Here is a 20,922-nt window from a genome sequence, read left to right as displayed (position 1 = left end):
GTGGCCGGGCGAAACAGCATGGAACAGGTTACATTTCTCCCATGCACGATGATCCCCCCGCAGGGGAAGGGTTCAAACTGGAGTTTATTTTCGATTAATCGGTAACAATTAGCCGAAATCACTGTATAGAACAAGTCGGATTTTGAAAAATCGCTGGTTCGAACGGGGTGAAGTGGTCGTTTGTGCTCACTGAGTACGCTGTGACGATGATCCAGTGCGCGAGTTTATGCCATGCTGGGTGCTTGGCGGAATACAGGAGGGAAGTCGGGTGGTGTTGCGCGAGTAAGGGGAAAGGTTGGCCGATTTCCTAAAACACCAAGGCGACACTCATCGTCGCGTGTCGCCTGGCGTTTAAGTCAATCCCGCTTTAAGCGTAGTTATTGGGCCGGGGGTGCCGCAGGTGGAGCGGGAGGCGTGGCGGTACCGGATGGGTCGCGCATCATTCGACGCATCGGTCGGTCGGTAAAGAAATCATCCATCACCTTTTTCTGGGCTGGGTCAAGGGTGGCATACAGATCGCCGACGGCTTTGGCCATGCTTTTCATCCCGGCCAGCTTGCGTTCCATACCCTGAATCCGTTCATCGAAGAAAGCCATGACGGTCTCTTCTTTATCTTGCATATCCTGTCGCATCTTCACCATCTCGGCATGGCGCGCATCTTGAGTAGCCCGGAGTGCCTTCCACGCAGTGGCTTGTTCGGGTTTCAATTTCAGCCGCGCTTCCAACAATTCCATCCGCTCGGCGTGGAACTGTTGCATCATTGCCATCCGCTGCTCGGGGTTACCGCCCATCGGACCATGCCCCTTACCATGCCTACCGCCCATCATGGCGCAGTCACCCCCGCCGCCCATCATGGGACCATCGCCACCGCCCCAGGGCTGGGCAATAGTCACGGTGGCCAAGCCGAGGCCAGCGACGGCGGCAGCGATCAACAGCTTTTTGCGGGACGGTTTCATCTTGGTTAACTCCTCGTTGTTCGGTTATTTCGGGCTTTATTAAGCCACGCTCATGTAACCGGGATTTTGCCGCTAAGGCATTTTTGTAACGATTTATGTCAACTTTGCCTTGTTTCGGTTAGATACCCTTTTGGCTAGGAAATTTTGAACCGGTAAAGCGGTTCGGTTGTTGAGCGGTTTACAATGCCTTCCTTTGCGAAGCGACCCTACCTAAACGCATGAGTGACCATCTTTTAATCGTGGACGACGATGCCGGATTGCGTGAGCTGTTGGCGGATTATCTAGGCCGCAGCGGTTTTCGGGTGACTGGTGTGGCCGACGGACGTGGACTGTGGGCGGCGCTGGAACAGGGACCGGTCGATCTAGTGATTCTTGATCTGATGTTACCCGGTGATGATGGCTTAGTGCTCTGTCGTAACCTGCGCGCTCGTTCACCCATTCCAATCATCATGCTGACAGCGCGCGGCGATGATACCGACCGCATCGTCGGGTTAGAAATGGGCGCTGATGATTATCTGCCCAAGCCATTCAATGCGCGCGAGCTGCTGGCGCGCATTAAAAGCATCCTGCGGCGCGCTCGGAGCGCTCCGATAGAAGCGGGTGAAGCGCGGCGCTTCCACTTCGCAGGCTGGACGCTAGATACCGATTCTCGCCAGCTCGTCGCTCCAGATGGGGTGTTGGTACCATTGGGTGCTAGTGAATATCGCATCTTGCGGGTGTTTCTCGATCATCCGCAGCGGATTTTGAATCGGGATCAGCTACTGGATTTGACGCAGGGCCGCGAGGCCATGCCGTTCGACCGCAGTATCGATGTACAGGTCAGCCGATTGCGGCGCCGCCTGCGCGATGATCCGCGTGAGTCGGCCATTATCAAGACTGTTAGAAATGAGGGTTATTTGTTGGCGGCCTCCGTCAGTCGGGAATCCTGATGCGCTGGTTACCACAATCGCTGTTTGGTCGGCTCCTGCTGTTTTTGACGGCTGGTTTGGTGATCGCCCAACTGCTGAGCGCCGCCGTTTTGCTACAGGATCGTGATCAAGCGCTGTATCACGCCATCGGTGGACATGTGGCGCAGCGTATCGCAGCGATTGTTAACCTACTCGATAATGCGGTGGATACTGACGAGCGCCGCCGTCTGGTCACGGCGCTGGATTTGCCGCCCACTCGGATCAATCTCGACGTACCGTGGGAAACCGTCACCAAGCCCGATGAGCGCTATCACACCACCCTGTTCCGCGCGTTGTTGAAGCGCCAATTGGGGCCGGAACGGCCTTTTCAGTTAGAGATCAACGACGATCTACCAGCACCCCCACCAGGTCGGCTGCGCTGGCTCGATCCCGACCAACCACCTCCCCGGCGTGCCTGGGCTGATCGGCCACCACGCTGGCCGGCGCACGCCATGATGATGGGGTTACGCAATTTTGTGGTGCAGGTGCGTTTGGGGGATGGAGCGACGGTGACTTTTCAGCAGGTGTTACCGGAAGAAGTGATCGCTTGGCCGCTACGCTTGTTGCTGATCTTGCTGATTTTACTGGTCTCAGTCGCGGCGCTGGCGGCGCTGGCGGTTCGTGCGCTGACCCGGCCGCTGGCGGTGCTCGCTGATGCTGCGGCCGATCTTGGCCGAGATATTCGCCGCCCGCCGCTTGATGCCGCCGGACCCTTGGAAGTGCAGCGCGCGGCTCATGCCTTCAACACCATGCAAGAGCGGCTGATCCGCTATATCGAGAATCGTGACCGTATTCTTGCCGCCATTTCGCACGATTTGAAAACGCCGATTACCCGGTTACGGTTACGCAGCGAAATGCTGGACGATATGACCGCGCGCGAGAAATTTCTGGCGGATCTCGACGACATGCAACGCATGGTGCAAGCTTCACTGGATTTTTTGCGCGCCGGTGAGGACAGCGAGCCGGTCGCACCGTTGGATATCAATGCCTTGTTGGAATCGCTGCAAGAAGACGCCGAGGATACCGGCCACGAGGTTGGTATCGTTGGTGTCGCCACTGAGCCGTTGCGCTGTCGGCCGTTGGCGTTAAAACGCTGCCTGACGAATCTGGTCGATAACGCTTTGAAGTATGGCCAACGCGCCGAAATCACCGTTAAGGAGCCACCCGGACGTTTGCTGTTGCTGATTCGGGACAGCGGGCCGGGGATTCCGGTGGCTGAGCTGGAGCGGGTGTTTGAGCCGTTTTACCGCTTGGAAGGCTCGCGCAGCCGTGATACTGGTGGGACCGGTTTGGGGCTGAGCATCGCCCGCAACATTGCCCGCGCCCACGGTGGCGAACTCAGGCTGCGTAACCCTCCGCAAGGTGGTTTGGAAGCGATTTTGGATCTGCCGCGCTAGCGGGAAGCAGGCGTAGCCAGTGTCATTCGGGGGAGGGGCGTTTTCGTATAGAAAATACCCTGAAGGCGATTTCCGCCGGGGCGACCCCCGCTATCAGGGCAAAAATTTCGACGCCAACATGCGGGCGGCGGAAGTGGTACGGAAGATAGCCCAGTCGCTCGGCGTCAAACCGGGGCAGGTCGCTATCGCCTGGCTGCTGCATCAGGGAAGCGCCGGGCAGGGTGTCCGGGCTGCGCTATAACTCAACCGTCATGGCGATGGTGGATCGCTAAGCGGCGATGTAAGTGTACGTCAAAAGCGGCAATACCAGACGAGGCAAGATAAATTTGCAGCAACGGGCACAGGCGATGCTCGGCTACCACTTCACAATATGGATTCTAAGGCGGAACTGGTGAATCGCCTAGATGGGCAATGGCTTGGATACCGGTCGGAAATGCTGTGGCTGGAGCAGGTTATGACGACGAGAGTTTATAAATGCGAATCTCTTCAGCGGGTAAATTATTTCGTTCGCTTTTGGATTGCATAATGTTGACTTTTAGAGAACAAATGGAGTATACTGGATTTAGTGATCGGGTACTGAGAGATTTACTCGGTAGATGTAAAAAAAGGGTGCTCATAATCTGGGTACCTGTGGAGGTTTAATTGAACCTCTGTCCTTGCCAAGCTCACGACCAAGTGAGATGCAGATTGGCGACATAAGCCGTCTTCGAGAGAAAGACGGCGGGCGGTGGGGGGAAAGAGTTTACGGTTACTCTCATCAATCAGAAGCCTCATGGTGACCGAGAGGCGGCGGTTTACTGATCTGAATTGTTCGGGTCATAACGCCGCCACTAATGAGGAAAATCTTTTGATTGAAACTTGTGATACCGATCCTAATCGTAAATCGCCCAATACTAAAAGTCGCCACTTGAGGAGAATTCTGAGAGTGGCACTTAAGGTAGCAACCATGATCTATTCTTTCTACAGGATTGTATCAAGGTTGATTGACCTCATTAAGGAGGTCTTGGGCTAACCCCTCATTTACCACCAAATTATTATAATATAATTAGGAGAAATTCCATGTTTGGTGAAGCTCTGCGACTGGTGCGATCGTTCCATCAAATAACTCAGTCCGATCTTTCAAAAGCTCTTGGTATTTCTCGCTCATATCTTTCAGAAGTTGAGTCCAATAGGAAATCACCCAGTCTTGATTTACTGCAACAGTACGCCGTGTATTTTAACCTTCCTCTTTCATCATTGATCTTTTTTTCTGAAAATATTGGAGAGTCTGAGCGGGATATTAAGGTAAAAAAAATTCTTGGTCAGAAGATAATAGCTATTTTGCAATGGGTTGAGCATAAGTCAAACTTAATAGAAAAGGCATAAAAATTGGTAAAAAATAGTGGGTACTCAATAGATCAATCGCCCTTATTCCGGCTTAGCTCGAAGAAAAAACTTGCTGGCTTATTGGGGGTATCTGTAAAATATTTGCATTCCATATTAACATTAGATAATTACCGTATCTGGGAAGCTCCTCAAAAATATCAAGATATACTGGCTGGATTTCCGCCTCCTAGCAAAACACGAAAAATTCAGGAGCCAAAACAACTCTTACTTAGACTGCATAAGAAGCTCTCTATATTCCTATCTCGAATTAAAAAGCCTGATTTTGTATACTCGGCAACTAAAGGGAGATCTTATGTAGATAATGCAAGGGAGCATATGAATTTTGGGAGAGCCATTAAAATAGATATTAAGGATTTTTATCCTTCAGTGAGAAGGAAGTTAGTACGTGATTTCTTCATTAACGATATGCAGTGCGCACCAGATATTGCCTATGTGCTTTCCTTGCTTTGCTGTGTAAAAGACTCTCTTCCAACAGGAAGTCCTCTCAGCCCAGTATTATCATATTTTGCTTGCTCTCGCTTATTTTGTAAGATCGCACATATGGCAGCGGTAAAAAACTTGAAATTTACTCTTTATGTTGATGATATGGTTTTTTCAGGAGCTAACGCAACCCGATCGTTTTGTTATCAAGTGGTTAAGGAATTGGCTTACAACGGTTTTATCGGTCACAAAATTACTCGTTTTTCTTCTAGGCAGGTAAAGGTTATAACTGGTGTGGCTGTCTGGCCTCATAAGATTGGAATTCCACATAAACGTCAAAAGCGAATTAGGTTTTTTGAAAGAGCATTCAAGCTAAATAACAATCCAGATGAGATAAAAATTCTTGGTGGAACACTTATAGGCCAATACCGAGAAGCTGAACGTTTACAGCCAGGATCAAGTATGAGAGCTAGGCCCATTCAAGAACGCTTGAATTTAATTAATTTACAATGTGTTTCCGTAAGCCCTGTCACTAAGAAGCGGAGGCGGCGACGCCTAAGCTCAAAGCTTTCAAAAGGCATAATCGATACATTACAAACCCAAAAAAACAAAAAGAAGAATGATATTTCTTCCGAGTAACTTTCAAATATAAGAAAAATTGTAGAAGTGTTGTTAAATCGACTTCTCGTCGACGACAATACTGTCGCTCACCTGCGGCGTGCTGAAACCAGTCTGGGCCAACAAGGCAGCCATCGCTTGATTATCCTGGAAGGAAAGCGCGGTGGAACGCCGGATGCCCCCACCGCTGTCAGCAGGTCTAACAGGCGGGTTCCCAACCCGCAGCGCTGCCAGGCCGGATGCACCACCAGGGCGATTTCGGCGCGATCTTCCACGATGGACTCCATCCACGGTAAATCGAGAAAATCGGGATGGCCGGGATGAACCTTCGAGGCAAACATCAAGCCTCACCCCTCACCCCCAGCCCTTCTCCCAGAGGGAGAGCCAACTTCTCCTTCACGCTCCGACTCTAGCGCTGCTTGCCTATAATCACCTCCACTTGAAGTCTCTTCAGCTTGGCTTCTTATGGAAGAATTTCTTGGGGCAGTACCCTTTAACTCACTCCCAACATACAAGGGGTTTCGCGCTACCGCACTGACCAATCACTTTGGCTCACTCCCAACATACAAGGGTTTCGGCTGCGGAAGGTGCCGAACTCGTACCTGATTGATCCGGTGGCCCTTCATGCCTGCCACTTCAAATTCGTAATCGCCCAGCGTAAATTTTTCGCCACCTTCAGGGATCTGCTTTAACTGATCCAAAACCAGGCCCGCCAAGGTGAAATATCCTTCGCCCGTCGGCAGCGCTTCAAACTTGAGAATGTCTTTGGCTTCATCAAGCAGCAAGCCACCATCCAGCAGCCAGACGCCTGCCCCCTCTTGAATGAGCTTGGGCGTGTCGAGATCAACGGTATCGACCAAATCGCCCGCAATGGACGCCAGAATGTCGATAGCGGTCACGATGCCTTCAACTCCACCGTATTCATCCAAGACCACCGCCAATGGGATCGGGTGCTGGCGCAGTTGCTCCAGCACTTGCAGGGCGTTTAATCCTTCATGAACAAAGAGCGGTTGTCGCAACGTGGCGCGTAGCTGCAAAGCTTCGCCGTTCAACACCCGTAGCAACAAGTCCCGGCCCTGCACGACACCCTCGACCTCATCCAAGGTGCCCCGGCAGACTAGATAGCGGCCATAGGAATAGCGCTGGAGCATTTCTCGCACCTTGTCCGCACCCGCGTCGATATCAAGCCACACGATATCGCGGCGTGGGGTCATCAGCGCTGGAATGGGTTGCTCGGCAAGCCTCAGCACATTTTGAATCATGCTGCGCTCTTTAGGATCAAACTGGATGTCCCGGTTATCGGAGTTACTGGCCAGGGCCGCCACTTCCTCACCGACTTCCGCCGGTTCCACCCGCCCGCCCAATAAACGCAACACCGCCTCGGCGGTGCGCTCCCGGAAGGGGCGCTGACGGCCCAGAAACCGGCGGCGGTTGTAGAGCGCCCATTGGTTGAATAGCTCGATCAGCACCGAGAAGCCAATGGCGGCATACAGATAGCCCTTGGGAATGTGGAACCCGAAACCTTCGGCGATCAAGCTAAAACCGATCATCAGCAGAAAGCCCAGGCAGAGAATGATGACCGTGTGATGCGCGTTAACAAAGCGGGTCAGTGGCTTGCTGGCGATCATCATCAGCACGATGGCGATGATCACCGCTGCCATCATGACTGGCAGGTGTTCGACCATGCCGACCGCAGTGATGACCGCATCCAGCGAAAACACGGCATCCAATACCACGATCTGGGCGACCACCGGCCAAAAGCTGGCGTACACCTTCGAGTCAGGGTGCGGTTCATCGCGGCTTTCCAGGCGCTCGTGCAACTCCATCGTGCCCTTGAACAGCAGAAAGAGGCCACCGATGGCCAAGATCAGGTCACGACCTGAAAACGTTTGGCCAAACAGGGTTAGCAAGGGTTCGGTCAGCGTGACCAGCCAGGAGAGACTGGCCAGCAATCCCAGTCGCATCAACAGCGCCAGGGTCAAGCCGATGATGCGCGCCCGATCCCGCTCAGCGGGTGGCAGTTTATCGGCCAGAATGGCGATGAAAATGAGGTTGTCGATACCCAGGACGATCTCGATAACGATTAATGTTGCGAGACCAAGCCAAACAGTGGGATCAGCCAGCCACTCCATGATCGAGGTTACTCTTTACTCGTGGTGGAAAAAATAACGTCCTCAGCAAGCCAATCACGCGGCTTCAAGAAAAGGTCATATAACTGCTGCTCAGGGCTGTTCGGCTGCGGTCGCCAGTCGTATTCCCAGCGGACAGAGGGCGGTAGCGACATCAAAATGGATTCGGTGCGGCCGCCGGATTGTAGGCCAAACAGGGTGCCCCGGTCGTAGACCAGATTAAATTCAACGTAACGCCCGCGCCGATACAGCTGAAAATCCCGCTCGCGTTCGCCGTAGGCGAGTGGCTGTCGCCGCTCGACGATAGGCAGATAAGCGGTTAAATAATGATCGCCGACGCTGCGCAGAAAGGCGAAACAACGCTCGAAACCCCATTCGTTGAGATCATCGAAAAACAGCCCGCCGATACCACGCGGTTCGTTGCGATGTTTGATGAAAAAATACTCATCGCACCACTTTTTGAAGCGCGGATAAACGTCGCTGCCAAACGGTTCGCAGGCAGCCTGCGCGGTGCGATGCCAGTGCCGACAATCTTCTGTAAAGCCGTAATACGGCGTTAGATCGAAACCACCGCCAAACCACCAGACCGGCGCCGCATTATCGGAGGCGGCATTAAAAAAACGGATGTTCGCATGGGAGGTCGGCACATAAGGATTGCGCGGATGCACTACCAGCGACACGCCCATCGCTTCAAAGCCGCGTCCGGCCAGTTCTGGGCGCTGAGCAGTGGCGGAGGGCGGCAATCGGGTTCCAATGACGTGAGAGAAATTGATACCTGCTTGCTCGAAGACCTGGCCACCGCGCAAGACACGGGTTCGACCAAATCCAGCCAGAGTTTGATCGGTTGGCGGTCGCTCCCAAGCATCTTCCGCGAAAGTGGAGGTGCCATCGGTGTTTTCGAGGGCTTGAGTGAGGCGATCCTGAAGCGCTTGTAGATAGCTAAGAACAGCCGCGACATCGGGAGAGGCGAGCACCGGTATGCTCATTTTATCTAGGTGGTTGTAGCGAGTTTTAAACCGATGATGCCCGCCACAATCAGGCCGACGCTGATCAAGCGTGCAGGGTTTGCAGGTTCGCCAAATAGGATGATACCGAGAATGACCGTTCCCACCGCACCCACACCGACCCATACGCTGTAGGCGGTGCCGACGGGTAACGATTTCATCGCTACCCCCAGCAATGCGAGGCTAAGGATCATCGCAAGGGCAGTCCAGACCGTGGGCCAGAAACGGGTAAAGCCATCGGTATATTTCAGGCCGATAGCCCAGCCTACTTCAAGCAGCCCAGCGAGTATCAAGAGAATCCAAGCCATTGAGCGATCATCGCTGGCGCGTGGTCGGCGGCAAGCCGAATGCGCTGTTGGGGGAGCGATAACCGCCTGTTTTATTTGGTGCCGGGAGAGAGACTCGAACTCTCACGGTATCACTACCGGTGGATTTTGAGTCCACTGCGTCTACCATTCCGCCATCCCGGCCAGGAGAGAGGATTGCAAGTATAAGGATTTTCCTCCAGCCGACAAGCCAAATGTGGTAATTGTTTGTTAATAATTTGAAGTAGAGGCTATCGATGAAGCAAGTGTTATGTTAAAGCCTAAAGCGCTGAAAGCGGAATTTTTGTTGTGTTTGGCAGCGATGATTTGGGGTTCAGCTTTTGTCGCCCAGCGTTTAGGTATGGCCCATGTCGGTCCCTTCACTTATAACGGTGCTCGATTTTTGTTGGGAGCGCTGTCGTTATTGCCGTTGCTGATGATCCGCCAGCGGGTCAGCTTCCCCACCCAATCCGGCAATCAATGGTCAATTTTGCTGGGGGCCTTGCTGGCGGGTCTACTGCTGTTTGCTGGGGCATCGTTGCAGCAGGTCGGCATCGTCTATACAACGGCGGGCAAGGCGGGTTTTATTACCGGTCTTTATGTCGTCCTCGTACCGATCCTGGGGTTGCTGTGGGGTCAGCGTACCCCCTGGGCTACATGGGTCGGCATCGTCCTTGCTGTGGTCGGATTGTATTTGCTCACAGTGACCGAAGATTTAACGTTGGCTAAAGGGGATGGGTTGGTATTGATCAGTGCTTTTTTCTGGGCAGGGCACGTTTTGGTGATTGGCTGGCTATCGGGAAAACATATCGAGCCAATCGTGTTTGCCTGGATACAGTTTATGGTCTGTGCAGTCTTGAGTCTGATGGTGGCGGTCGTCGTGGAGCCGATCAGCTTGGCAGGGCTGGAAGGCGCGGCGCTGCCGATCCTGTATGGCGGTGTTCTGTCGGTTGGCGTCGCCTACACCCTGCAAGTGGTGGCCCAGCGAGATGCGCCGCCCGCGCACGCTGCCATTATCCTCAGCTTGGAGACTGTGTTTGCGGTCTTGGCCGGTTGGATGATGTTGCAAGAGACGTTATCGAATCGCGCTTTAATCGGCTGTGGGTTGATGTTCGCCGGTATGTTGTCGTCGCAGTTGGGGGGTGGATCAGCCCTGGCGTCCAATGACCCCGCCACTTTAGAATCACCTTCGCGAGCTGACTAGCAGCAGTGGATCTCTTCTACTCGTTGGCTGGATCGTTACCATCGTCGGGTTTGATGGCTGGGGGTTTGTCAAAGTCGATTGCGGATTTTTGAGTAGGAGCTTGGCGCTCTTGCCATTCTTCAAACCAGCATTGGTAGCATAGGCGCAAGCCATTTTGATTTAAAAAGCCGGCGGGTGGCCCAAAGCGCCCGCAGGCATCACAGATTAAATAACTGCTGACCATCGTTGCCCCCTTCTTCTTCATCTTTATCCATAGTACCAGCCGCCATGCCTGTGTTTCACGATTCTGTAGCCGATTCAAGGTTGGCATTGCCGCCTGGCTGTGAGGAGCGTTGTCCAGGTTGTACCCATCGTCGCTTCACGGCTGCTGCCAGCGAGGCACAGAAAATGGATTGGTTGCGGCGTCGGCTCGCGCCTTGGGCAGAGCAGTTGCAGCCGTTAGCAACAGTTGCCGAGGCCGAACGCTGGAGCTATCGGCGTAAGGTCTGTCTGTCAGTGGTTTGGAGCGATGCGGCTGGCTGGCAATTTGGCCTTTGGCGGCGTGATGAGTTAATTCCGATTCCCGATTGCCCCGTACACGGGGGGTTGATTCGGGCTCTGGTCCATTCATTGATGAAGGTTCTGCCACTACAGCCTCAATTTCCTTTGGCTTTCTTCGTTCAGTCGGGCGCGCAGGCGACGCTGATCGTAAAAACTCATCGAGTTACCTCACTTGATTGGCTGGCTGAACTGCCGTGGGATGCCTTAACAGCCGGCGGATTGGAAGGTTTGTGGCTGCACCGCCATCCCGCTGCCGGCCGGCGCCTATTTGCCCGCAACGGTTGGCAATGGCTTTGGGGTGAGCCGCGTTCACGCGATGCGTTTGGCTTGATCTATGGGCCGACCGCTTTTCAACAACTGATTCCGGCTTTGTATGATCGAGCCTTGGCAACGGCAGAAGCATTTTTAGCCCCAACGGCCGCTTCAGGAATCGCGGATCTCTATTGCGGGATTGGCGCTAGCCTGATGCGTTGGGCGGCATACGATGCACGAGTCATCGGGGTGGAATTAGGCGGTGAGGCGGTTGACTGTGCGCGCTTGAATGCACCGGGCGCTCAAATCCTGCGCGGCAAGTGCGCGGATCGTATTCCGCAGTTACGAGATTGGGCGCAGCAGAGCGCAGCACCTCGGCTGCTTTATGTCAATCCGCCGCGCACTGGTCTGGAATCGGAGGTGCTCGGCTGGGCAGTGAACGAATTTAGGCCCGAACGGTTGGCCTATCTATCGTGCAGTGCCGGGACCTTAAGCCGGGATCTCAGCGGATTGGCCGGCGCAGGTTATGCAGTGGAAGCCTTGCATCCTTACGACTTTTTTCCGCAAACCCATCATGTTGAAACGCTGGCTTTGCTGAGGCGGATAGCCTGAACCAGGACAATGCGTGAGCGGCCCAACCTCCTATCGAGCCGCTCCAAGCAAAGACTAATGCGACGCGGCGCCTGCCGCACCGAAGCCCGTCTGGGCACGCACGTATTGATCCTCGAACGCTTCTTTCTCTGCGGCGGCACGAGCGCTGTTATCAAGGGTCGATCCCAGCCATGCGAAGAAGAAGGCAATCGGCATCGAGAAAATCGCCGGCTGTTCGTAGGGGAAGAGCGGGGCTTTGTTACCGAGCACGGTCACCCAGACCGCCTTCGACAGCACCACGATCAACACTGCCGACACCAGCCCGGCAATGCTGCCCCAGATCGCGCCGCGTGTGGTTAGGCCTTTCCAGTACATCGACAGAATCAGTACCGGGAAATTGCACGAAGCGGCCACGCCAAAGGCCAAGCCCACCATGAACGCCACGTTTTGCTTCTCGAAGGCGATACCGAGCAACACGGCCAGGACACCCAGAAACAGCGAAGAGCGCTTGGAGACACGGACTTCCTCGGTCTCGGTAGCCTGACCGCGGCGGATCACATTGGCATAGAGGTCGTGGGAAATAGCCGATGCACCGGCCAGCGCCAGCCCCGACACCACGGCGAGAATGGTGGCGAAGGCCACCGCCGATAAAAAGCCCAGCATCAGATTGCCGCCAACGGCATGCGCCAGATGCATGGCCGGCATATTGCCGCCGCCGCGCAGCTTGCCCGCCAGATCACCACCCTCAAAATATTCCGGGTTGGTGCCGACGATGGTAATCGCCGACAAACCCATAATAGCTACCACCGTAAAGAAGAAACCGACGCACAGCGTGGCGATAAATACGCTCTTGCGCGCTTCCTTGGCATTGGGCACGGTGAAGAAGCGCATCAGGATGTGGGGCAGTCCGGCGGTGCCAAACATCAAACCCAGCGACAGCGATACCGCTGTGACGGGATCGGACAGAAACGAACCCGGTGCCATCAGCGCAATGCCTTTCTTGGAGTTTTCCACCGCCTTGGTGGCCAGCGTTTCTAGGCTGAAACCGAACTGGGAAAAAGCCAGTAGCATTACCAGGGTGCCGCCGCCCAGCAGCAGACAGGCTTTGATGATTTGCACCCAGGTGGTGGCGATCATACCGCCGAACGTGACATAGATCACCATCAGTACACCCACGATCACCACTGCGATCCAGTATTCCAAGCCGAACAGCAGCTTGATGAGCTGGCCCGCGCCGACCATCTGGGCGATGAGATAGAACACTACCACGGTCAGCGAACCGATGGCGGCCACGGTACGCACCGAGCGCTGATCCAGCCGGTAGGACGTAATGTCCGCAAAGGTGAACTTGCCGAGATTACGCAGCCGTTCGGCCATGATAAACATGATAAACGGCCAGCCGACATAGAAGCAGATGCAGTAGATGTAGCCGTCAAAGCCTTGGAAATAGGTCATGCTGGTTAAGCCCAGCAAGGTGGCGGCCGACATGTAATCGCCGGCGATGGCCAATCCGTTCTGGGTGCCGGTGATGCCGCCACCGGCAGAATAGTAATCACTGGCCGTCTTGGTGCGCTGGGCCGCCCAGTAGGTGATGCCAAGGGTCATCATCACGAAGATGAAGAACATCACGATGGCGTGGATGTTGAGCGCCTGCTTTTGAGCCTGGCCGACGTCGGGGGCGGCAACGGCCAGGCCGATCCAGCCCAGTGCGAGTACGGCGGCGGCAAATTGCAAGAAGCGACGAGTGATCATTCGATGGCCTCCTTGATGAGCTGGGAGTTGATGTCATCGAATTCGCCGTTAGCGCGCCGGATGTAGACCCCCGTTAATAACCAGAACAACAGAATCAAGCCTGCGCCAATGGGCCAGGCGATGGTAGCTACCCCGCCTTCCCAGATCGGCTTGGCTAGCAGCGTCGGATTGAACGCCACGATCATAATGAAGATGAAATAGAGGCCAAGGACCACAGCCGTCAGCGTCCAGGCAAAGCTGCTGCGCTTGCTGACCAGTTCATCAAATTTCGGATTCCTTCGAATCCGCTCGTAGACTTCGGACGACATTGATTTTTCTCCTGGGTGGTGGGTTGTTATTCGGGCCATCTCTCACGAAAAGATAAAGCTAGCAAACTCAAAAACTTTATAAGGTGTTCGATAAATTGTCTATGTGAGTCCCATTTATTTCATGTTTTGTAGTGTTTTTAATGCAATATCCCCTATAAATCCGATATTAATATTGTAATAATCCTTATATGTTTGCCTCAGATTTTTTCCCGTACTATAAAACAATGATAATACAAGCGATAAAGCCTGCTTGATGGTGCTCTCCGATGCGCGACAATCTGCGTTTCCTGCTTGTTCTCGGCATTTTTCTGACGCTGGTGGCCGTGCTGCTCATTGTGGGTGGTTATGGGGTTTTTCATGCCCTTGAGCCAGATCAGCAACGCGCGCTGATCTCGATCCTGGCCCCGCATGGGGAATTGATTGCAGAGATCGGTTTGCTGGTCCTGGCCATTCTCGGCATCGCTTTCACTATGGCCTATCAGGTGTATGTAAAGGGTGCTCTGAAAGTCGCCGAAGGGATTCGGATCACCCTCAATGCCAATCCGGGCCATCGCTTGGCAACGGTTGGCCCTGCCGAGTTACGCTCACTGGCCCAAGCGGTCAACGAAATGGCCGAGCGGGGTGAACTGTTGGCGCAGGATCTCGAAGCCAAAGTAGCGCAGGCGAAAGCCTCGGTCGAGGAAGAGAAAAACCGCTTAGCCGCACTGATGTCCGAGCTGAGCCAAGGGGTGTTGGTATGCAATGCCGACGGCCGCATTCTGCTTTACAACGAACGTGCCCGCTACGCGCTGCTCGGTTCGAGTGATCTCTCCAGTGCTGGAACCGCCGCGTTAATCGGGCTTGGCCGCTCGATTTTCGCCATCGTTGAGCGAAACCTCCTGGCGCACGCGCTGGAAACCATGCGGGCACGGCTGGAGAAAAACGAAGCCGATCCCATCGCCCAGTTCGTGTTCACGACGCGAACGGGTGAGTTCATCCGGGTGCGGATGGCACTGGTTTTGGGTGCCACAAAGGCTGCTTCCGCGCCGGCAGACGGACAAACTGACAGTGATGGCTTTGTGATGACGTTGGAGAACATCACCGAAACCTTTGAAGTCGATACGACGCGCGATATGTTGTTACAGTCGCTCACCGAAGGAAGCCGCGCCGCGCTTGCTAATATCCGCGCCGCAGTGGAGACATTGACGGCCTATCCTGATTGTGAGCCGATCCATCGCGACCGTTTTCTGCAAGTCATCCGCGAAGAAGCACGAATGCTGAGCGGGAAGCTTGATAAAACGAGCCTGGATTATGCCGATTCCCTCAAAACCCGTTGGCCGCTGGAAGAGATGCTTGCAGTGGATGCCATCGCCGCCGCCCGTCGTCGGATCGAAAGTCGGCTTGGCTTAGCTACCCTGGCAGAAGTATTAGACGATTCCCTCTGGATCAAGGCGGACAGCTATACCCTGGTGCAGGCGCTGACCTACCTCGCCGGGCGCTTAAAAGACGAGTACGGCGTGCAGGACATTTGTTTTAATCTTACCCGCCACGCGCGCATCGCCGAGCTTGATCTCCTCTGGCGGGGTTCACCCTTGTCGCAGCGAACGCTGAGCGAATGGGAGATGGAAGCCATGCGGGCTGGGGGCGAGGATAGCCCGTTGACCCTGCGCGATGTGATCGACCGTTTGGCCGCTGAAATTGTCTATATGGTGGATCAGGAGCGGCAGCGCTCATTGATTCGTTTCTTGCTGCCTACCGTCAAACCGACACGGGTTGCATTGGGTGCGCCCGTGCGAATTGGCGAAAGCCGCCCCGAATTCTACGATTTCGACCTGTTCCACCAGGCGGGTCAGACCCCAGAACTCGATGAGCGACTGTTGAGCGAATTGGCCTATACGGTATTCGATACCGAGACCACGGGTCTTGATCCGGCTGCCGGCGATGAAATCATCTCCATCGGTGCGGTGCGCATTGTTAACAATCGGCTATTGCGTTTCGAAACGTATGAGCAGTTGATCGATCCAGGCCGACCTATCGTTGCGATGTCGCAAACGATTCACGGCATCTCGAATAAAATGCTGCGTGGGCAACCGACCGTGGATAAAGTGCTGGCCCAGTTTCATGAATATTGCCAGGATACGGTCTTGGTGGGCCACAATGCCGCGTTTGATATGCGCTTTTTGCAAATGAAGGAAGCGCAGACCGGAGTGCGCTTCACCCAGCCGGTACTGGATACGCTGCTACTTTCCGGCGTTTTGCACCCTAATCAGAGTTCCCATGCGCTGGAAGCGATTGCGGAGCGGCTTGGTGTCACCGTGGTGGCTCGCCATACCGCGCTGGGCGATGCGCTTGTGACCGGGGAAGTTTTTCTGCGAATGATTCCCTTGTTGGCTGCGCACGGCATTCGCACGTTTGGAGACGCCAGGGAAGCGACCGCGAAGAGCTTGTACGCTAAGGTCGAATACTGACCAATGACCCCCCGATTTCTTTACGGCAGCTGCTCTAGAATTGGGTTGGCTTACGGCCTGTTAATTTGGTAAAACGGCTACTAAGTGGTTATCTTTTGGGATGCTAAAACTCATGCGCACAATCAAAGCTGGCATTTTATGCAGGTATATGGTGTTGGCTTGGTTGGCGGCCCTACCGGTCGCGCATTCCCAGGAATGGCTTTATACCGTGCGACCGGGCGACAACCTCTGGAGTATTACAGCCGAGCATTTGGTGAGAATGGACTATTGGCCGAAGTTGCAGGCCCTTAACGGGGTCGCAAACCCAGGTCAACTGCCGCCGGGATCAAAGCTGCGAATCCCAATCGCGTGGCTCAAGCGGTTGCCGGCGATGGTTCAGGTCATCAGCATCCAAGGGCAGGTACAGGCCACGCTCGCTGCCACAGGCCAAATCGCGCCGATCCAGGTTGGCCAATTTCTGGAAAGCGGTGATAGTGTACAAACCGGCCCGGATGGCAATATCACCTTGGCATTCGGGGATGGTTCCCGCACGCTGGTCCAAGCGGATAGCCAGTTGACCCTGGAGAGCTTGCGCTCGCGCGGCCGCACCAACGTGATGGATACCGTATTGAGTCTCTTGCAAGGCCGGGTGGAAAACCGGGTGATACCTCGCTTAGAAGCCGGTTCCCGCTACCAGATCTCCACACCGGTCGCCACCTCGGCCGTGCGCGGCACCCATTACCGTTTCGGCATGGATAGCGGCGCTGAGATCGCGCGGATGGAGGTGTTGGAGGGTGGAGTAGCCTTTCAGGGTGAGCGGGGCAGTCGGTCGGTCAGCGAAGGCTTTGGTGCGCTGGCCCAGGCCGGCAAGCCATTGGCGCCGCCGGTGGCGTTGCTGGCGGCACCGGATACTAAGAGCCTGCCACCGGTGGTCACGCGCGTTCCGATCCAACTACGTTTTGCCGCCTTAAAAGGAGCGGTCGCCTATCGTGCGCAGATCGCATCCACCGAGCGTTTCGAGACGTTGTTGTTCGACGGTTCTTTGACTCTGCCGGGTGTGCGCGGCCCTGATTTACCGGATGGCGATTATGTCCTGCGCTTGCGTGCCATTGATGCCCAGGGCCTTGAAGGCCGCGATGCGTATCATCGGTTTCGGCTGCACGCCCGTCCTGAACCGCCATTGTTGATTTATCCCGCCCACGAAAGTGCCCTCCTGGCGCCATCGCTGCGTTTCGAGTGGTCTGAACCCGCCAAAGCCGTTGCCTACCATTTTCAACTGGCGGACGATGAGGGCTTTGCAACGCCCCTGCTTGATATCGCCGATCACCCCAACCCAAAACTGACGCCGGAGCGGACGCTCGAGCCGCGCCGCTATTATTGGCGTGTTGCGGTGCGCGATAACACCGGTAGGGAAGGGCCGTTTAGCGATCCGCAACGGGTTCGTGTACAGCCTGTCCTGGCTTTGCAGCCGCCCGAAGTTGCCGCCGAAACCATAACCTTCCGCTGGGGGGCTGGCCTGCCGGGGCAAAAATACGAATTTCAGATGGCGCGCGACACCGACTTCGAGGATGTCATCGTTTCCAGGCAAGTGAGCGAACCGCAATTGACTGTACCGCGCCCGGACTCGGGCTTTCATTATTTACGGATGCGTTCTATCGACACGGATGGTTTCATCGGGCCGTATGGTGCGACCCAGCGGATCGATGTTCCGCCCGCGAGTTATTGGCCGGCCGGCTGGGTTACCTTTTTGGCGCTCATTTTAGTCTTATGACATTCTCCGTTCGATCCCACACTCACTGGTGGAGGAGGGCTGGCCTATGTCTCGGCCTACCCGTACTAGCCTTGGTTTTATTGCAAACCGATTGGCTGCATCGCTGGGATTTGCTGATCTACGATGGCTATATAGCCACTTGGTCACGACCGCCGGCTGACGATATCGTCATCGTTGCCATTGATGAGCAAAGTTTGCGGACATTGGGTCGCTGGCCCTGGTCACGTCGATTACATGCTGATTTGATTCGTAAACTCACTGAAGCCGATGCGAAGGGTATCGCCATGGATATCGTGTTCGCTGAGCCGGACACGGCTGATCCGGTGGCGGATACCGCCCTCCAAGCGGCATTGGCGGCAAGTGGTCGCGTCGTTTTGCCGGTGCTTAGTGAACAGACACGTACCGGCGGTCAATTGGTGGAAACGCTGCCTATAGCAGCTTTAACCCAGGCAGCGGCTGCAATCGGCCACGTCGATGTGGAGTTAGACCCCGATGGAATCGCACGGAACATTTATTTGAAAGCTGGATTGGGGTCACCCTATTGGCCCACTCTGACGCTGGCGTTGCTGGCGGTGGTCGATCCGAGTCACTGGCAGGCTTTGTCTGGCCGACGACCCACAGAGGCGATGGCTCCATCGTATTACCTCTGGCAACGCGATTATCGGGTGTTAATTCCCTTTGCTGGGCCACCAGGGCATTTTCAGCAGTTTTCCTATGAGTTGGTCTTGCGTGGTGCCGTCAATCCGGCGGCGTTTCACGATAAATATGTGTTGGTCGGTGCTACAGCGGGTGGCATGGACGATGCTCTACCCACCCCCGTTTCTGGCTTGGCCCGACCGATGTCGGGGGTGGAGTTTAACGCGAACGTGCTGGATGCGCTGAAACGTGGCTTGCTGCTCCAGCCATTGGGCGATCCTTGGTCGCTGCTGTTGACGTTAGTGCTCCTGTTACTGACGTTAGCGCTCTACGCACTTTTCCCGCCGCGCTGGACGTTGCTCCTAGCGGTCTTGGCATTACTGGTTACTCTGACAGCCGATCTTGTGCTGCTGCATGGCTTTCACCGCTGGTTTCCGCCCGCGGTGGCGCTGTTCACCCAAAGCGTGAGCTACCCTCTGTGGAGCTGGCGGCGTCTGCGCAATGCCGTGCGTTCCCTCTTCGAAAAAGAACAGCTTGCTAAAGCTACCTTGCGCTCAATCGATGATGCGGTCATCGTGACCAACACCCAAGGTGCTGTCGAATACCTTAATCCGGTCGCAGAGACTATGCTCGGCGGCGTATTTGCCGACTTGCAGGGAAAAACACTCGGCGCAATTTTTCGGGCTGATAATGGTTTTGGTGGCTATTCGCTGGTGGATTTGGTGGCGCTGTGTCTCGAAAAAGGCCGCTCGGTCGGGCTGTCCGAGCCAAAGGTTCTCATCAATAGCCAGGGTCGGGAATACGCTGTTCGCGCCTCGGCGGTTCCGCTGCGTGATCAGAAAGGCCAAGTTTCCGGCGTGGTCGTCGCATTGGCCGATACCACGGAAACGCACCGCTTGGGCCAGCAGATGGCTTATCAGGCGACTCATGACGCGCTCACCGAGTTACCCAACATGAATCTGTTGCGGGATCGACTCGGCCATGCTATCGCCCGTGCCCGCCATGACGATGGCGGCGTCGCGTTGTTGCATGTTGATCTTGACCATTTCAAGAAGGTCAATGAGGGCCTGGGCCGGGCTGCCGGAGATACGCTGCTCAAAGTGGTGGCCGACCGCCTGCGCGATTGCGCCAAAAAAGAAGATACCTTGGCTCGCACAGGCGCTGACGAGTTTATCTATCTGTTGGAAGATACGCGCGTGCTTGAACGGGGCGGCGATCTGGCGCGCGCCATCTTGCAGTGCTTCGAGACACCCTTCCAGGCTGAAGGCCATGACTATTTTTTAACGGCCAGCATTGGCATCTGCTTTTTTCCCAAGGACGGCGTGGATGCCGAGACGCTACTAAAAAATGCGGATACCGCGATGCAGCGCGCCAAGGAAAAAGGCCGTGACAATTTTCAGATTTATGCCCATGACATGCACGTCCGCGCCTTGGAGCGGCTGACCTTGGAGCAGGAATTGCGCTATGCCATTGAGCGCAATCAACTAGAGTTGCATTACCAACCGCAGGTCAGCGTGCGCGAAGGCCAGGTCGTCGGTGTTGAAGCGCTCCTCCGCTGGCATCATCCCCGGCGTGGCCGGGTGTCGCCCATGACCTTCGTGCCACTGGCCGAAGAAAGCGGCTTGATCGAAATGATCGGTGAATGGGCGCTGCGAACCGCCTGTGTGCAGGCTAAGGTATGGCAGGATCAGCAGTTACCCGCTTTGAAAATGGCCGTTAACATGTCAGCCCGTCAGTTTCTGCGGCCGACCATGATAGAGGACGTCGGCCGTATTCTGCGCGAGACTGGCCTGGAGCCGGCCTACCTTGAACTGGAAATTACTGAAAGCCTGATGATGGTGGATGTCGAGAGTGGGATTATCGCCATGCACGCGCTCAAAGCCATCGGTGTGGGGCTATCCATCGATGATTTTGGGACTGGCTACTCTTCTCTTAATTACTTGAAGCGCTTTCCCATCGACCGGTTGAAAATCGACAAATCTTTCCTGATCGGCATCGAAACCAATCAGGACGATTTGGCCATCACGTTAGCGATGATCGCTATGGCACACAACATGGGTTTGAGCGTGATTGCCGAGGGGGTCGAAAACGCGGCACAACTGGCTTTTTTACGCGCGCATCGCTGTGATGAATTTCAGGGCTATTATTTTAGTACGCCTGTACCGGCGCGGGAAATTCCGGCCTTACTCAAAAAACACCTTGAGCCGTCCAGTTCGGCACCCACCGACTTGCTTTCCTAAAACCATGGGCGCTGGACGCTGACCCGCTGACGTACTCCTG

At 55.1% G+C, this 20,922-nt stretch carries 17 protein-coding genes and 1 tRNA gene; 10 read left to right on the top strand and 8 right to left on the bottom strand.

Annotated elements, in window-relative coordinates:
- Window positions 1-377: 377 nt before the first annotated feature.
- Window positions 378-956 (bottom strand): Spy/CpxP family protein refolding chaperone, encoded by a 579-nt coding sequence (locus BN873_RS00720; protein ID WP_048669964.1) that lies wholly within the window; start codon window positions 954-956, stop codon window positions 378-380.
- A gap of 218 nt (window positions 957-1,174) precedes the next feature.
- On the opposite strand from BN873_RS00720, the gene BN873_RS00715 reads away from it, so the two are divergent.
- The 5 genes from BN873_RS00715 to BN873_RS19180 all read left to right on the top strand — a co-directional run bounded on the left by BN873_RS00715 (window position 1,175) and on the right by BN873_RS19180 (window position 5,745).
- Window positions 1,175-1,885, top strand: coding sequence for a response regulator (locus BN873_RS00715; protein WP_048669963.1), 711 nt, complete (start codon window positions 1,175-1,177; stop codon window positions 1,883-1,885).
- Window positions 1,885-3,300, top strand: coding sequence for a sensor histidine kinase (locus tag BN873_RS00710; RefSeq protein ID WP_071243945.1), 1,416 nt, complete (start codon window positions 1,885-1,887; stop codon window positions 3,298-3,300). Before BN873_RS00715 ends, BN873_RS00710 begins: the two co-directional genes overlap by 1 nt.
- Before the next feature lie 19 nt (window positions 3,301-3,319).
- Entirely contained in the window at window positions 3,320-3,541 is a 222-nt protein-coding gene (locus BN873_RS00705; RefSeq protein ID WP_048669960.1) for an aldo/keto reductase, read from the top strand.
- 818 nt (window positions 3,542-4,359) lie between these two features.
- A complete protein-coding gene (locus tag BN873_RS00700; protein ID WP_048669959.1) occupies window positions 4,360-4,665 on the top strand; it encodes a helix-turn-helix domain-containing protein in 306 nt (101 codons plus the stop codon).
- A gap of 3 nt (window positions 4,666-4,668) precedes the next feature.
- Entirely contained in the window at window positions 4,669-5,745 is a 1,077-nt protein-coding gene (locus BN873_RS19180; protein WP_082161008.1) for a reverse transcriptase family protein, read from the top strand.
- A 68-nt stretch (window positions 5,746-5,813) separates the two neighbouring features.
- Here BN873_RS19180 and BN873_RS00695 read toward each other — a convergent pair whose 3' ends face one another.
- The 5 genes from BN873_RS00695 to BN873_RS00675 all read right to left on the bottom strand — a co-directional run bounded on the left by BN873_RS00695 (window position 5,814) and on the right by BN873_RS00675 (window position 9,327).
- Window positions 5,814-6,065, bottom strand: coding sequence for a GNAT family N-acetyltransferase (locus BN873_RS00695; RefSeq protein ID WP_048669958.1), 252 nt, complete (start codon window positions 6,063-6,065; stop codon window positions 5,814-5,816).
- A 201-nt stretch (window positions 6,066-6,266) separates the two neighbouring features.
- Window positions 6,267-7,856: a TerC family protein gene (locus BN873_RS00690; RefSeq protein WP_048669957.1), complete on the bottom strand. Its 1,590-nt coding sequence runs from the start codon at window positions 7,854-7,856 to the stop codon at window positions 6,267-6,269.
- 8 nt (window positions 7,857-7,864) lie between these two features.
- Window positions 7,865-8,827, bottom strand: a complete 963-nt coding sequence (gene hemF, locus BN873_RS00685) for an oxygen-dependent coproporphyrinogen oxidase (protein ID WP_374727147.1) — start codon at window positions 8,825-8,827, stop codon at window positions 7,865-7,867.
- A 17-nt stretch (window positions 8,828-8,844) separates the two neighbouring features.
- Window positions 8,845-9,165 carry a quaternary ammonium compound efflux SMR transporter SugE gene (sugE, locus tag BN873_RS00680; RefSeq protein WP_048669955.1) on the bottom strand — a complete coding sequence of 107 codons (321 nt, stop codon included), beginning with the start codon at window positions 9,163-9,165 and terminating at the stop codon, window positions 8,845-8,847.
- 76 nt (window positions 9,166-9,241) lie between these two features.
- Window positions 9,242-9,327 (bottom strand) — tRNA-Leu (locus BN873_RS00675).
- 106 nt (window positions 9,328-9,433) lie between these two features.
- Between BN873_RS00675 and BN873_RS00670 the strand changes: the two genes are divergently transcribed.
- On the top strand, window positions 9,434-10,366 hold the full coding sequence (locus tag BN873_RS00670; protein ID WP_071243944.1) for a DMT family transporter: 933 nt from the start codon (window positions 9,434-9,436) through the stop codon (window positions 10,364-10,366).
- A 267-nt stretch (window positions 10,367-10,633) separates the two neighbouring features.
- Window positions 10,634-11,770 carry a class I SAM-dependent RNA methyltransferase gene (locus BN873_RS00660; RefSeq protein WP_071243943.1) on the top strand — a complete coding sequence of 379 codons (1,137 nt, stop codon included), beginning with the start codon at window positions 10,634-10,636 and terminating at the stop codon, window positions 11,768-11,770.
- 54 nt (window positions 11,771-11,824) lie between these two features.
- Here the strand turns inward: BN873_RS00660 and BN873_RS00655 are convergent, their stop codons facing one another.
- Window positions 11,825-13,501: a cation acetate symporter gene (locus BN873_RS00655; RefSeq protein ID WP_048669951.1), complete on the bottom strand. Its 1,677-nt coding sequence runs from the start codon at window positions 13,499-13,501 to the stop codon at window positions 11,825-11,827.
- The gene (locus tag BN873_RS00650; protein ID WP_048669950.1) at window positions 13,498-13,809 is read right to left on the bottom strand and encodes a DUF485 domain-containing protein; all 312 of its coding nucleotides are present in this window, start codon (window positions 13,807-13,809) and stop codon (window positions 13,498-13,500) included. Before BN873_RS00650 ends, BN873_RS00655 begins: the two co-directional genes overlap by 4 nt.
- 266 nt (window positions 13,810-14,075) lie before the next feature.
- Here BN873_RS00650 and BN873_RS00645 point away from each other — a divergent pair, with 266 nt between their 5' ends.
- From BN873_RS00645 to BN873_RS00635, 3 genes are all read left to right on the top strand, one after another.
- Window positions 14,076-16,256 (top strand): 3'-5' exonuclease, encoded by a 2,181-nt coding sequence (locus BN873_RS00645; protein WP_048669949.1) that lies wholly within the window; start codon window positions 14,076-14,078, stop codon window positions 16,254-16,256.
- A 112-nt stretch (window positions 16,257-16,368) separates the two neighbouring features.
- Entirely contained in the window at window positions 16,369-18,006 is a 1,638-nt protein-coding gene (locus tag BN873_RS00640) for a FecR family protein (RefSeq protein ID WP_048669948.1), read from the top strand.
- A gap of 71 nt (window positions 18,007-18,077) precedes the next feature.
- Window positions 18,078-20,882 carry an EAL domain-containing protein gene (locus BN873_RS00635; RefSeq protein ID WP_048669946.1) on the top strand — a complete coding sequence of 935 codons (2,805 nt, stop codon included), beginning with the start codon at window positions 18,078-18,080 and terminating at the stop codon, window positions 20,880-20,882.
- Window positions 20,883-20,922 lie beyond the last annotated feature (40 nt).

Source organism: Candidatus Competibacter denitrificans Run_A_D11, from assembly GCF_001051235.1.
Classification (GTDB): Bacteria; Pseudomonadota; Gammaproteobacteria; order Competibacterales; family Competibacteraceae; genus Competibacter_A; species Competibacter_A denitrificans.
Note: the sequence above shows the minus strand (reverse complement) of the source record. Positions and strands in the feature narration are given on the sequence as shown.